This is a genomic window from Burkholderia sp. SR8, from assembly GCF_052851275.1.
This window is the reverse complement of sequence record NZ_JAULUC010000007.1, coordinates 142,330-155,945: the sequence shown is the minus strand read 5'-3', so window position 1 is coordinate 155,945 and position 13,616 is coordinate 142,330. Positions and strand designations below refer to the sequence as shown.

Annotated in this window: 14 protein-coding genes; 11 read left to right on the top strand and 3 right to left on the bottom strand. The window is 68.5% G+C overall.

The genetic code is table 11. From position 1 onward, the window contains the following. Window positions 1-80: 80 nt before the first annotated feature. Complete coding sequence (locus Q3A80_RS11315) at window positions 81-596, bottom strand: hypothetical protein (protein WP_446329128.1); 516 nt, start codon at window positions 594-596, stop codon at window positions 81-83. Between the two features lie 202 nt (window positions 597-798). On the opposite strand from Q3A80_RS11315, the gene Q3A80_RS11310 reads away from it, so the two are divergent. From Q3A80_RS11310 to Q3A80_RS11295, 4 genes are all read left to right on the top strand, one after another. Continuing rightward, the gene (locus tag Q3A80_RS11310; RefSeq protein WP_446329127.1) at window positions 799-1,311 is read left to right on the top strand and encodes a fimbrial protein; all 513 of its coding nucleotides are present in this window, start codon (window positions 799-801) and stop codon (window positions 1,309-1,311) included. Between the two features lie 121 nt (window positions 1,312-1,432). After that, window positions 1,433-3,886, top strand: a complete 2,454-nt coding sequence (locus Q3A80_RS11305) for a fimbria/pilus outer membrane usher protein (RefSeq protein ID WP_446329261.1) — start codon at window positions 1,433-1,435, stop codon at window positions 3,884-3,886. A 17-nt stretch (window positions 3,887-3,903) separates the two neighbouring features. Next, complete coding sequence (locus Q3A80_RS11300) at window positions 3,904-4,647, top strand: fimbrial biogenesis chaperone (RefSeq protein WP_446329126.1); 744 nt, start codon at window positions 3,904-3,906, stop codon at window positions 4,645-4,647. Next, window positions 4,644-5,666, top strand: coding sequence for a fimbrial protein (locus Q3A80_RS11295; protein ID WP_446329125.1), 1,023 nt, complete (start codon window positions 4,644-4,646; stop codon window positions 5,664-5,666). The genes Q3A80_RS11300 and Q3A80_RS11295 overlap by 4 nt, the downstream gene beginning before the upstream one ends. 72 nt (window positions 5,667-5,738) lie before the next feature. Here the strand turns inward: Q3A80_RS11295 and Q3A80_RS11290 are convergent, their stop codons facing one another. Together Q3A80_RS11290 and Q3A80_RS11285 are read right to left on the bottom strand one after the other, a co-directional pair. Beyond that, entirely contained in the window at window positions 5,739-5,876 is a 138-nt protein-coding gene (locus Q3A80_RS11290) for an HHHH-motif protein (RefSeq protein WP_014897078.1), read from the bottom strand. 45 nt (window positions 5,877-5,921) lie between these two features. Then, the gene (locus Q3A80_RS11285) at window positions 5,922-6,161 is read right to left on the bottom strand and encodes a hypothetical protein (protein ID WP_446329124.1); all 240 of its coding nucleotides are present in this window, start codon (window positions 6,159-6,161) and stop codon (window positions 5,922-5,924) included. A gap of 404 nt (window positions 6,162-6,565) precedes the next feature. Between Q3A80_RS11285 and Q3A80_RS11280 the strand changes: the two genes are divergently transcribed. From Q3A80_RS11280 to Q3A80_RS11250, 7 genes are all read left to right on the top strand, one after another. After that, entirely contained in the window at window positions 6,566-7,234 is a 669-nt protein-coding gene (locus Q3A80_RS11280) for an RNA polymerase factor sigma-70 (RefSeq protein WP_446329123.1), read from the top strand. Between the two features lie 104 nt (window positions 7,235-7,338). Beyond that, on the top strand, window positions 7,339-7,581 hold the full coding sequence (locus Q3A80_RS11275) for an MbtH family protein (RefSeq protein WP_446329122.1): 243 nt from the start codon (window positions 7,339-7,341) through the stop codon (window positions 7,579-7,581). A gap of 45 nt (window positions 7,582-7,626) precedes the next feature. Beyond that, a complete protein-coding gene (locus Q3A80_RS11270; RefSeq protein WP_446329121.1) occupies window positions 7,627-8,646 on the top strand; it encodes a TauD/TfdA family dioxygenase in 1,020 nt (339 codons plus the stop codon). Next, window positions 8,636-9,496 (top strand): ABC transporter ATP-binding protein, encoded by an 861-nt coding sequence (locus Q3A80_RS11265; protein ID WP_446329120.1) that lies wholly within the window; start codon window positions 8,636-8,638, stop codon window positions 9,494-9,496. Before Q3A80_RS11270 ends, Q3A80_RS11265 begins: the two co-directional genes overlap by 11 nt. Continuing rightward, on the top strand, window positions 9,493-11,586 hold the full coding sequence (fhuB, locus tag Q3A80_RS11260) for a Fe(3+)-hydroxamate ABC transporter permease FhuB (protein ID WP_446329119.1): 2,094 nt from the start codon (window positions 9,493-9,495) through the stop codon (window positions 11,584-11,586). The genes Q3A80_RS11265 and fhuB overlap by 4 nt, the downstream gene beginning before the upstream one ends. Beyond that, window positions 11,583-12,383: a siderophore-iron reductase FhuF gene (fhuF, locus tag Q3A80_RS11255; RefSeq protein ID WP_446329118.1), complete on the top strand. Its 801-nt coding sequence runs from the start codon at window positions 11,583-11,585 to the stop codon at window positions 12,381-12,383. Before fhuB ends, fhuF begins: the two co-directional genes overlap by 4 nt. Then, a complete protein-coding gene (locus Q3A80_RS11250; RefSeq protein WP_446329260.1) occupies window positions 12,380-13,411 on the top strand; it encodes an ABC transporter substrate-binding protein in 1,032 nt (343 codons plus the stop codon). Before fhuF ends, Q3A80_RS11250 begins: the two co-directional genes overlap by 4 nt. Window positions 13,412-13,616: the final 205 nt, after the last annotated feature.

The window sequence follows — 13,616 nt, the reverse complement described above, 5'->3', positions numbered from 1 at the left end:
TCCGCGTCTCGTCGTCACGTTCGGGTTTCTCCAGGCTGTCGGGTTGAAGGGCGAAGGCTGCCCTCGACCCGACACACGCATCATGGCGACCGATCGCATCGCCGCACGGCGCGCCGATCGTGCCGAACTTTCTTCTTTTCGATTTCATCCGACACACCGGATCGCGGTGGGCGCGTCGTCGCGTCGGTGCGCTGAATATCGCCAATATCGCCAATATCGCCAATATCGCCATCGCGAGCGGTTTTCTGCCGGGTTTTTAATCCTGAATTGACGAATCGATTAATTCGCGCGTTGCGAATAATAAGGGGCGACAAAATGTCGCGGTAAAACGTTTGGATGTATTCGGCAATCGTTTGCGCGCGAAATTGGAGGCAAAGAAAAGCGTCGATTAATTTCCTGTCAGTTGAAAATTGCCGAATCTTTTCGTTGCGATCGGACAACGATGGCCGGATCGGACAGCGTTTTGTCATTGCGAACGGGTAATCGCTGGAAGCCTCTGCTGGCGAGGCGCGGTGGTTCGAAGGCGGGCTTGAAAAGGAAATATCCTTGAATTTCAGCGGGTTCGGGGGAATGGGAAAGGACTGCGGACGAACCATGTCGTGATTCGGAATTGACGGGAAATGATCGATTTGAAGAAGGCTGAATCGGACATTGTCATGTTTGATTTGACAATGATTTACAGAAAACTTTCATCTCTATCTCGATAATGCCGCCTCGTGACGGACGGGAGCCAACCACACGCTGCCTTTTGTATCCGCCACGTCGTCCATTCCCTTTGCAATTCTCACGGAAAACGTCATGAAAAAATCCCTCCTGACCGCTGTCGCACTCGCAGCCCTGTCCACGTCGGCGTTCGCGGCCGGCACCGGCACGATCAACTTCACGGGCGAGATCGTCGCGGGCGCATGCGGCATCGATTCGGGCTCGGTCAACCAGACCGTGAACCTCGGCAAGGTGCCGACACACACGTTCAAGAAGGCCGGCGACAAGTCCGAGCCGGTCAAGTTCGACATCGTGCTGACCGACTGCGACACCAGCATCGCGAAGAACGCATTCTTCACGTTCACGGGCACGTCGAACGCCGCGCAGCCGAAACTGCTCGCGACGATCGGTTCGGCGACCAACGTCGGCATCCGCGTGCAGGGCGCGACGGGCGAAGACCTCGACAACGGCGTCGAGCAGGCCGCCGCAACGCTGCTGCAGAACGGCAACAACACGGTGCGCTTCGCCGCGCGCTACGAATCGACGGCAGCCGACGTGACGCCCGGTACGGCCGACGGCGTCGCGAACTTCACGGTTCGCTACCAGTAAGCGGCCGTAGCGGAGAAGGGGTGCACGCACCCTTTCTCCGTGTCCGTTACTTCCCGTTTCCCTTTCCCCGGATTTTCGGTAGCGCCGCGTGCGAATCAGACATTCCTTCCTTTGCGTCTCCGTGCTGGTCGTCGGCAGCCAGAGCCATGCGACGGAATTCAATTCGTCGTTCCTCGACATCGGCGGCAGCAGCAACGTCGACCTGTCGCAGTTCTCGCAGGCCGACTTCACGCTGCCGGGCGAGTACATGCTCGACGTGCAGGTCAACGACCTGTTCTACGGACTGCAGGCGATCCAGTTCATCGCGCTCGACGGTTCCGGCGCGGGCAAGCCGTGCCTGGCACCCGAACTCGTCGCGCAGTTCGGGCTGAAGCCGTCGCTCGCAAAGGACCTGCCGCGCTTCCAGGGCGGCCGCTGCGTCGATCTCGGCGCGATCGAGGGCGCAACCGTGCGCTACCTGAAGAGCGACGGGCGGCTCAAGATCACGATTCCGCAGGCCGCGCTCCAGTTCACCGATTCGTCGTATCTGCCGCCGGAGCGATGGTCCGACGGAATTGCCGGCGCGATGCTCGACTACCGTGTGATCGCGAGCACGAATCGCAACTTCGGCGCGGTCGGCGAACAGACGAATTCGATCCAGGCGTACGGGACGATCGGCGCGAACTGGGACGCATGGCGCTTTCGCGGCGACTATCAGGCGCAGTCGAACGCGGGCAGCAGCGCGTATGCGGACCGCACGTTCCGCTTCAGCCGGCTTTACGCGTTTCGCGCGCTGCCGTCGATTCAGTCGACCGTGACGTTCGGCGACGACTACCTGAGCTCGGACATTTTCGACACGTTCGCGCTGACGGGCGCGTCGATCCGCAGCGACGACCGCATGCTGCCGCCGTCGCTGCGCGGCTATGCGCCGCTGATCGCGGGCGTCGCGCGTACCAATGCGACCGTGACCGTGTCGCAGGCCGGCCGCGTGCTGTACGTGACGCGCGTGTCGCCCGGTGCGTTCGCGCTGCAGAACATCAACACGAGCGTGCAGGGCACGCTCGACGTCGCGGTCGAGGAAGAGGACGGCAGCGTGCAGCGCTTCCAGGTGACGACCGCCGCCGTGCCGTTCCTCGCCCGCACCGGGCAGCTGCGCTACAAGGCCGCGGTCGGCAAGCCGCGCCAGTTCGGCGGCGCCGGCATCACGCCGTTCTTCGGTTTCGGCGAAGCGGCGTACGGTCTGCCGTTCGACGTCACGGTGTACGGCGGCTTCATTGCCGCCTCGGGCTATACGTCGATCGCGCTCGGCGTCGGCCGCGATTTCGGCACGTTCGGCGCGGTGTCGGCCGACGTCACGCACGCTCGCGCGCGGCTGTGGTGGAACGGCGCGACGCGCAACGGCAACTCGTACCGCATCAACTATTCGAAGCACTTCGACGGGCTCGACGCCGACGTGCGCTTCTTCGGCTATCGCTTCTCCGAGCGCGAGTACACGAACTTCGCGCAGTTTTCGGGCGACCCGACCGCGTACGGCCTCGCGAACAGCAAGCAGCGCTACTCGGCGACGCTGTCGAAGCGCTTCGGCGACACGTCGACCTATTTCTCGTACGACCAGACGACCTACTGGGCCCGCGCATCGGAGCAGCGCGTCGGCCTGACGCTCACGCGCGCGGTCTCGCTCGGCGCACTGCGCAACCTGAACGTCAGCGTGTCGGCGTTTCGCACGCAGAGCGCGGGCGCGAGCGGCAACCAGTTGTCGGTGACCGCGACGCTGCCGATCGGCGGCCGCCACACCGTCACGTCGAACCTGACGACCGGCAACGGCAGCACGAGCGCGAACGCGGGCTACATCTACGACGATCCGGCCGGCCGCACCTACCAGATCAATGCGGGCGCGACCGACGGCCGCGCGTCGGCGAACGCGAGCCTCCGGCAGCGCACGTCGACGTACCAGCTGACCGCGCAGGCATCGACGCTCGCGAACGCGTACGCGGCAGCGTCGCTGGAACTCGACGGCTCGTTCGTCGCGACGCAGTACGGCGTGTCCGCGCACGCGAACGGCAACGCGGGCGACACGCGCCTGCTGGTGTCGACCGACGGCGTGCCGGGCGTGCCGCTGTCCGGCACGCTCGCGCATACCGATGCGCGCGGCTACGCGGTGCTCGACGGGATCTCGCCGTACAACGTGTACGACGCGACCGTCAACGTCGAGAAGCTGCCGCTCGAAGTGCAGGTGTCGAACCCGATCCAGCGGATGGTGCTGACCGACGGTGCGATCGGCTTCGCGAAATTCTCCGCCGCGCGCGGCAGCAACCTGTACCTGACGCTGACGGGCGCGGACGGCAAGCCGCTGCCGTTCGGCGCATCGGTGCAGGACGCGGCGAACGGCAAGGAGCTCGGCATCGTCGGCGAGGGCGGCGCCGCGTTCCTGACCCAGGTGCAGCCGAAATCCACGCTCGCGGTGCGCGCAGGCGAACGCACGCTGTGCACGGTGGACACGCTGCCGAATCAGCTTCAACTCGAAGGCACGCCGATTCCGGTGACGTGCCGCACGCGTGGCGAGTCGCATGCGGCGGCTGCCCGCGTCGAACGATGACTCTCACGGATCCAGCGATGAACCATCCTTTCTCCCTTTCCTTCCTGCGACGCGCGTCGTGCATGCTGAGCGCAGGTGCGCTGCTGGCGGGTGCCGCACACGCGGCGATCGTGCCGGACCGCACGCGCGTGATCTTCAACGAAGGCGAACAGGCCGCGATCGTCACGATCACCAACAAGAGCGCGACGTATCCGTATCTCGTGCAGTCGTGGCTCGAAGATGCGCACGGCAACAGGATCACGTCGCCGCTGATGGTCGTGCCGCCGCTGCAGCGCATCGAGGCGAACGAGCGCAACGTGCTGCGGATCGCGAAGCTGCCCGGCGCCGCGCTGCCGGCCGATCGCGAATCGGTGTTCTACCTGAACATCCGCGAAGTGCCGCCGAAGACCGATACGCCGAACACGCTGCAGATCGCGCTGCATACGCAGATGAAGCTGTTCTACCGGCCGAAGGGCGTGCAGCCGGCGCGCGACGAGGACTGGACGCTGCCGATGACGCTGCGTATCGACGCGGCCGCGCACCAGCTCGTGTTCGACAATCCGACGCCGTACCACGTGACGGTGGTCGACGTGGCGGCGGGTGCGCAGAAGACGCCGGTGCCGCTCGCGCCGGTGATGGTAAGCCCGATGAGCACGGCCGACGTGCCGTTCAAGGCGGCGACGCCGTCGACGCTGTTCGTCACGCACATCGACGATTACGGCGGCCAGGTGGCGGTCGAGTATGCATGCGACGCCGGTGCCTGCAAGAGCGTGAAGCGATGAGCGGCGCCGTGCACGAACGGCCAGCGCCGGCCGCGTGGCTGCGGTGGCTCATGCTCGCAGTGCTGCTCGTGTCGGCGCAGCCTGCATGGGCGCTGCGCTGCCTGACGAACAGCGGCGCGACGTCGCTGACCGAGCCGATCGGCGGCGTGGCGTCGTATCCGACCGACGCGCCGGACGGCTACGTGATCTGGGTGTCGCCGGTCCGCACGACGTCCGGGTATTGCTACAAGGACCTCGGTGACGCCGGCAGCCTGAAGGTCGTCGACAACATCTATTTCTACGCGAACCCGAACCGTACCGATCCGGCCGCATGGGGGCTCGAGATCGGCATTCGCTACAAGGGCATCGACTATTTCGACAAGACCAGCAATCGCGGCGGCGGCGTGTTCACCGGCTATTCGGTACCGCCGTGCAGCAGGTACGACTTCGATCGCGGGCGGTGCCAGCAGACCCGGATCAGCATCGACTACCAGGTCGTCGTGCGCAAGAAGGGCAACTGGGTCCAGCCGCCGAGCGACGTCTATACCGTGTTCCAGTTCGACGGCGAGTTCGGGCTGAATGCCTACAACCCGAGCTTCCAGTACCGGCTGAGCGGCCTGCGCAACCTGAAGCCGACGCCATGCTTCGTCGACGTGCTGGTCACGCCCGAACCGGGCATCGTCAACTTCGGGCAGGTGCAGGCGGTCGGCAACGGCTTCATGCCGGCGGTGCCGCGCAAGCGGTTCTCGCTGTCGCTGACGAAGAAATGCAACGTCGCGGTGCGGGTGGACGGTTACTTCGAAACGAGCTTTCCGGTGCAGAACGGCCTGCTGGTGCCCGCGAAGGACAGCAATTTCGGGATCGGGATCGAGGACAGCCAGGGCAACGCGATCCCGTTCAACCAGCAGTTCACGCTCGCGCAGTTTCCGTCGAACGTGATGAATCAAAGCGTGTTGATGGACGCGGTGCTGAAGTCGTTCGGTGCGCCGAAGATCGGCCGATTCGATGCGACCGCAACGATCCGCCTGTTCATCTACTGACGTGCGCGCATGCGCGACCATGAAAAAAACGCCGGCATGCCGGCGTTTTTCTTCGAGGCTGCTGCGCGGCGCTCAACGCACCCAGCGGCACACCTTGTGATGATGATGCTCGAAGTGGCACACGCGATGCGGGTGCGCTTCGGCGATCGCCGGCACCAGCACGGCGGCGGCAACGGCGGCGGCGGTCAGGGTTTTCAGTAGCGTCTTCATGTCGAGGTCCTGTCGTTCAATATCGGTTCACGGGAAGGGGAGCAGTTACCACTGCGGGCGCTGATCGTCGCGGCGATCGTCGCGACGGTCGTCCCGGCCATCGTCACGACCGCGCGGATGCTGTGCTTCCCAGTCGTGGCGCTCCCAGTAGCGATGTCCGTCCCAGTAGCGATCGCCATGCCAGCCGATCGTGACTTCAGCCGGGCCGGGGTAGGCCACGCAGCCGGTGAGCATCACGCTCGCCAGCGCGCCGGCCATGACCGCGGATAACACGATGGATTTCATGTCGTTCTCCGTTGGAAACAGCACGGCGATCGTACGAGCCCCCAAAATTTCACGTGGTAAGAAGTTGCTACGGCGGATGACAGCCGTACGCATTCCGTCAGGCCCGTGAAAGAGTGCCCCGCCGCCGGGCCAGCGAGCGGACCTGTGCGAATGCGCGGTACGCGCGGTGGGGCGGCGCTTGGGCCGTGGATCTCCGTGCGCGCCGGTCTCCACTGTACTTCCTTTCATGCGGAAAGCTTTCGCGCACACGACCGGTCCCGCGTCCCGTCCCGTCCGTCGAAACACCGCTTCCGGCGATTGATCAGACAAATCCTGATGGCCGGAAGGGGAATCCGGTAATCGGATTGAGAATGATTTGCGTTTACGTTAAATTGCGCTATCTCGGAATTGGACGGAGCAGATCGATGGCAATGGCGGAAGTGCTCGAACGGCCGGCAGCGGCGACGGCGAACCCGTTCCTCGGCAGTTGTCCGGACCGCCCGCCGCGTCCCGCGCCGCGCGCGCGTCGTGCCGCGGAACCGCAGGCGCAGGGCGCGCTGCTCGACGTGCTGGTCGCTCATCGCGCGATGCTCGTGAACGTCGCGCGCGGCTTCGTCGGCTGCGCGAGCCGCGCCGAAGACGTGGTGCACGACGTGTTCGTGAAGCTCGTCGAATTCCCGAACCAGGACGCGGTGCGCCAGCCGGTCGCGTACGTGACGCGGATGGTGCGCAACGCGTCGATCGACGCGTGCCGCCGGCAAAGTCTCGAAAACGTCTATCACACCGAAGAGGACGACGGCTTCGACGTGCCGTCGCCGGAGCCGACCCCCGAAGCCGCGCTGATGACGCGCGACACGCTGCGCCGCGTGTGGGCCGCGCTCGACGATCTGCCGGCGCGCAGCCGCGCGGCGTTCGAGATGGTGCGGCTGCGCGAGGAAACGCTGCAGACCGCGGCGCGCGCGTTGAACGTGTCGCAGACGCTCGTGCACTTCATGGTGCGCGACGCGGAGCGGCACTGCGCGGAATGCCTCGACGCGTGTCATCGCGGCGTCGCATGCCCGGTGTTTCTCGGCGGCCGCGCGCGGCGGCGGTAAAAAATCGTGCCGGCCAATCGTCTTCAACCCAGGAGCGGCCGACTCGACCCGACTCGACGATTTGCCGCTTCGCCTCCTTCAACCGCCTCCCGCATTTTTCGATCATGACGCAAGCCACGACGCCTTCCGCCGACACCGACGACCTCGTCTACACGGTCGTCATCAACGACGAAGAACAGTATTCGATCTGGCCGACGTTCCGGCCCGTGCCGGCCGGCTGGCGCGAAATCGGCGTGAGCGGCCCGAAGGCCGACTGCCTCGCGCACATCGAGACGGTCTGGACCGACATGCGCCCCGCGAGCCTGCGCCGCGCGATGGACGGCGAGCGCGCTTCCCGCACGTCGTGACCCGCTGCGCCGCGGGTGCGGCGCGCCACCTGAAGAGGACGTTGCATGACCCTGCTTTCGTTGCCGACGCTCGACGACCTGCGTATCGAGCCGGGACTGCCCACCGTCGTGTCGCCGCGCAGCGCCGACGGCATGTCGATCGACGAGCTCGCGCCGCTCGCGCATGCGATCGCGGCCGACACGCTCGAACGCGCGGGCGGCGTGCTGTTCACGGGCTTTCACGTGCCGTCGATCGATGCGTTCCAGCAGTTCGCGGCATCGTTCGGCGATCCGCTGATCGGCTATGAATACGCGTCGACGCCGCGCAGCCAGGTCGAAGGCGCGGTCTACACGTCGACCGAATACCCGCCGCATCGGGCGATTCCGCTGCACAACGAGCAATCGTATACGCGCGAATGGCCGCTGCGGATCTGGTTCCACTGCGCGCTCGCGGCGCCGAAGGGTGGGGCGACGCCGATCGCGGACAGCCGCGCCGTCCATCGTGCGCTCGATCCGGCGCTCGTCGCGCGCTTCGAGCAGCGCGAGCTGCTGTACGTGCGCAATTTCGGCCAGGGGCTCGACCTGCCGTGGCAGCAGTCGTTCGGCACCGACGAGCCGGCCGAAGTCGAGCGGATGTGCGCGGCGCGCGGCATCGAATGCGCATGGCGCACCGGCGACGACGGCGAACTGCTGCTGCGCACGCGCGAGCGCTGCCAGGCCGTCGCGCGCCATCCGCGCACGGGCGAGCGCGTGTGGTTCAACCAGGCGAACCTGTTTCACCTGTCCGCGCTCGACGACGACATGCAGGAAGCGCTCGTCGACGCGGTCGGAATCGACAACGTGCCGCGCAACGTCTATTACGGCGACGGTGCGCCGCTCGAGGCCGACGCGCTCGCGGAGATTCGCGGCGTGCTCGATCGCCAGCGCATCGTGTTCCCGTGGCAGACGGGCGACGTGCTGATGCTCGACAACATGCTGACCGCGCATGCGCGCGACCCGTTCGAAGGACCGCGCAAGGTGGTCGTCGCGATGGCGCAGAGTTACACGGCGCCGCGCGCGGCCGAACGGAGGACCGATGACGCGTAGTACCGCCGCGCTTGCCGCGCGCGGATTGACGGTGGGCTATCGCGACCATGTCGTGATCGACGGGCTGGACCTGTCGATCGCGGCCGGCCGCGTCACGGCGCTGTGCGGCCCGAACGGCTGCGGCAAGAGCACGCTGCTGCGCACGCTTGCGGGCCTGCAGCCCGCGCGTGCGGGCCACGTCGACGTGAACGGCAGGTCGCTCGCGTCGTTGCGCCGTCGCGCGCTCGCGCGCGAGCTGACGATGCTCGCGCAGTTCAACCAGATTCCGTCGGGGCTGACCGTGCGCGAACTCGTCGCGTACGGACGCTACGCATACGGCGGGTTCCTGCGCGGGCTGTCGCGCGCCGATCATGCGGCGATCGAGGAGGCGCTCGACACGAGCGGGCTCGCCGGCGACGCCGAGCGCGACGTCGGCGCGCTGTCGGGCGGCGAGCGGCAGCGCGCGTGGATCGCGATGGCGCTCGCGCAGCAGGCGCCGATCGTGCTGCTCGACGAGCCGACGACCTATCTCGACATCCATCACCAGCTCGACATCCTCGACGCGCTGCGTGCGCTGAACCGCGCGCGCGGGCTGACGATCGTCTGGGTCTTGCACGACCTGAACCAGGCGGCCGCGTACAGCGACGACATCGTGCTGATGCGCGCCGGCCGCGTCGTCGCGCAAGGCTCGCCCGACGCGATGCTGGAGCCCGCGCAACTGCGCGCGGCGTTCGGCGTCGACATGCTGAAGCTCGCGCATCCGCAAACGGGCGCGCCGATGTGCGTGCCGGCATATGGTCCGCCGGAGCCGCAGGCATCGGATGCTGCGCGCGCGGTCGAGCGCGCGCTCGACCGGGACATCGCGGTATGACGACGTTCGCGATGCGCAAGCGACTCGCGGCGAGCGGGCAGCGTGCCGCACCGGCGCGGCGCGCCGGCGCGATCGCGCTCGGCCTCGTCGTGCTGATCGCCGTGCTGGCGGTGCTGCGCGTCGCACCGGACCTGCGCGTGTGGTGGAACGCGGTGCCGGGCAGCGACGCCGCCGCGCTCGCCGGCGTATTCCTGTTGGACCTGAACCTGCCGCGCGTCGCGGCCGCGCTCGTCGCGGGCGGCTGCCTCGGCGTCGCCGGCGCGCTGTTCCAGTCGCTCACGCGCAACCCGCTCGCATCGCCCGATCTGCTCGGCGTGACGGGCGGCGCGCAACTCGGCCTGCTTGCGGCGATGCTGGTGCCGGCGCTCGCCGGTGTCGCAGCGGTGCCGCTGCTGTTCGTCTGCGGGCTGATTGCCGCCGCGCTCGCGATCGTCGCGGCCGGCGGCTGGCGCGCGACGCCGCTGCGGCTCGTGCTGGCGGGCAGCGTCTGCATGCTGCTGTTCGCGGCGCTGTCGACGCTCGTGCTCGCGTTCTTCGAGCAGAACATCGCGGGCGCCGCGCTGTGGACCAACGGCAGTCTCTATCAACCGGGCGCGGCCGGGCTCGCGCTCGCCGCGCGCTGGCTCGTCGTGCCGATCGTCGCGCTGCCGTTCGTGATCCGGCCGCTGAATCCGCTCGCGCTCGGCGACGATGCGGCGGCCGCGTCCGGCGTGCGCGTCGACGCGACGCGGCTCGCCGCGACGATCGTCGCGGTCGCGTTCACCAGCGTGGCCGTCAGCATCGCGGGCCCGCTGTCGTATGTCGGGCTCGTCGCGCCGAACCTGCTGCGCCAGGTGCGCGGCGCACGCGCGGCTCGGCTCGGCGTGCTGGTGCCGCTGTCGGCGCTCGCCGGCGGCGCGCTCGTGCTCGTCACCGACAGCGCGGTGCTCGCCTCGGGCCTCGACGCGACGCTGTCGACCGGCGTCGCCATCGCACTGGTCGGCACGCCGCTGATGCTTGCGATGATCCGGCGCGGCGCCGCGTGGTCGGGCGTGCTGCACGCGCAGGCCGAACGCGCGGCCGGCAGCGGCTCGACGCGGATCGTCGGCTGGCTCGAACGGCTCGGCTGGCCGCGGCGCACCGCGCTGTTCGTCGCGGGCGGCGTGCTCGTCGTGTTCGTCGGCGTGTCGGCCGGCCCCGAATGGCTGTCGCCCGCGCGCTGGTTCGCGGCGCTGTCGGGTCACGACGCGCTCGCGCGGATGCTGCTCGACCTGCGCCTGCCGCGGCTGCTGTGCGCGCTGCTCGCGGGCGTGCTGCTGGCCGTGAGCGGCGTCGCGATGCAAAGCGTCGTGCGCAATCCGCTCGCGGGGCCCGAAGTGCTCGGCGTCACGCAGGGCGCGGGGCTCGTCACGCTGTTCGCGTTGTCGACGTGGCCGCTGATGGGCCACGTGACGCTCGCGGCCGCCGCGTTGACCGGCGGCGGGCTGTCGCTCGCGATCACGCTCGCGCTGAATCACCGGCATCGCTATGCACCGCTCGCGGTCGCGCTGACCGGCATCGCGATCGGCGCGCTGTGGACCACGCTCGCGCAGTGGCTGATCACGCAGGAAAGCGTGCAGCCCGCGCGCTTCGTCGTGTGGCTCGTCGGCGGCACCTACGGCCGCAGCTGGGGCGAAGTGTCGATGCTGCTGCCGTGGTGCGTGCTCGCGGTGCCCGTATTCGCATGGCTCGCGCGGCCGCTCGACATGCTCGCGCTCGGCGACGACCAGGCCGCCGCGCTCGGCCTGCCGGTCGCCGCGCTGCGGCCGCTCGCGCTGACGATCGCGACGCTCGCCGCGTGCGCGGCCGTCGCGGCGGTCGGGCCGGTCGGCTTCATCGGGCTGATGGCGCCGCACGTCGCGACGATGCTCGGCGCACGCCGGCATCGCACGCGTTTGTGGCTCGCGGCCGTCTGCGGCGCGCTGATCCTGGGCTTCGCCGACCTCGCGGCCCGTACGGTCGTCGCGCCGCGCGAGGTGCCGGCCGGCGTGCTGACCGCGCTGATCGGCGCGCCATACCTGCTCGGACTGCTGATTCTCGAGGGGCGCCGCGCCCGGCGCGCGGGCCGATGACGGCGCCGCTCGACGGCGCACGCGCCACGCGCTTCTCGACGTTCGCGCCCGAGCCGTTTGCCGGGTATCTGGACGCCGTGTGGCTCGGCATGCCTGACGATGCGCGTGTGCCAGGCCGCATCGTCGTGCCGCTCGGCGCGCTGCCCGATCATCGCGACGCGATGCTCGACGCGATGGTCCGCCACTACGGCGGCGATCCGGCACGGCATGCGCGCGCGCTGATGTCGCAATGGAGCAAGTACTACTTCGGCCGCGCGGCGCCCGCCGGCGTGGTCGCCGCGCTGACGCTCGGCCGGCCGCTCGACATGGCGCCGGAACGCGCGTTCGTCGCGCTCGACGACGGGATGCCGGCCGCGCTGTACTTCGCGCGCGACGCGCTCGGCGCGCCGTGCGAGCAACCCGCGCCGCGCTATGCGGGCCTCGTCGCGCATCTCGGTGCGGCGATCGCTCTGCTCGCCGCGATGGGCCAGGTGACGCCGCGCGTGCTGTGGAGCAACGCGGGCAACCTGCTCGACTATCTGCTCGACACGTACCGTTCGCTGCCGTGTGCAGCCGATCCCGCGCGCGATGCGGACTGGCTGTTCGGCGCGTCGTGCGTGCCCGGCGAACCGAATCCGCTGCGCATGCCGGTGCGCGACGCCGTGCCGCGCTCGCCGCTGCTGCCGACGCCGTTTCGTGCGCGCCGCGTGTGCTGCCTGCGCTATGAAATTCCTGGAGAAACGCAACTGTGTGGAAGCTGCCCGCTGCTTTTGACGATGGACGACGCGGCGCTCGCCGAGCAGGACGCGATCCGCTGACGCCGCTCGCGCAGGCCGGTCGCCGGCATGCGCTCGGTGCGCTGGCTGCGCTCGGCGCCGCGCTGGTCGCGCCGGCCGTCGCGGTCGCCGACGATGCGCGCGCGGGCCGGCGCAGCGCGGTTGCGCCGCCGGGCCGCGCGCTCGCCGGCAACCGCGTCGTATCGCAGGCGAGCGCGACGATGCTCGTGCGGCCGCAGCGCGTGGTCGCGCTCGACTTCATGTTCGCCGAGAGCGTGATCGCGCTCGACATCGTGCCGGTCGGCATGGCCGATACCGCGTTCTACCCGGGCTGGCTCGGCTACGAGAGCGAGCGGCTCGCGCACGTGACCGACATCGGCTCTCGGCAGGAGCCGGGGCTCGAAGCGATCGCCGCGGTGAAGCCCGATCTGATCATCGGCGTCGGCTTTCGCCATGCGCCGATCTTCGCCGCGCTCGACCGGATCGCGCCGACGATCCTGTTCCAGTTCAGCCCGAACGTGTCCGAAGATGGCGTGCCGGTCACGCAGCTCGACTGGATGCGGCAGATCTTCCGGACGATCGGTCGCGTGACCGGGCGCGATGCGCGCGCGCAAGCGGTCGAAGCGCAACTCGACGCGGGGATCGCACGCAACGCGTCGCGGCTGAAGGCGGCCGGCCGCAGCGGCGAACGCATCGCGCTGCTGCAGGATCTCGGACTGCCCGACCGTTACTGGGCATATACGGGCAACAGCACGTCGGCGGGGCTCGCGCGCGCGCTCGGCCTCGATCCATGGCCGAAGAAGCCGACGCGGGAAGGCACGCTCTACGTGACGTCCGCCGATCTGCTCACGCAACGCGATCTCGCCGTGCTGTTCGTCACCGCAACGGGGACGGACGTGCCGCTGTCGTCGAAACTCGATTCGCCGGTGTGGCGTTTCGTGCCCGCGCTGCGCGAACAGCGGATCGCGCTCGTCGAGCGGAACATCTGGGGCTTCGGCGGGCCGATGTCGGCGCTGAAGCTGGCCGACGTGATGACCGATACGATGCTGACGCTGCCGGCGGTGCGCTGAGCACGTCGAACACGTCAGTCAGGAAGCCGGATACGGGCGTGTCGACGCCCATCTGCCGATGTTCTCGTGCGACGTCAGGCCGGCCTCGTAGCCGGCGCTCCGCACGGCGGGTTGTCGGCGGGCGGGGCGGCGTGGTGGCGAACCGCGTTGTATTCATGTGCCAGGCGAACGCTCGCTGCGCGGTATCCCGATAGCGTCACGGTTT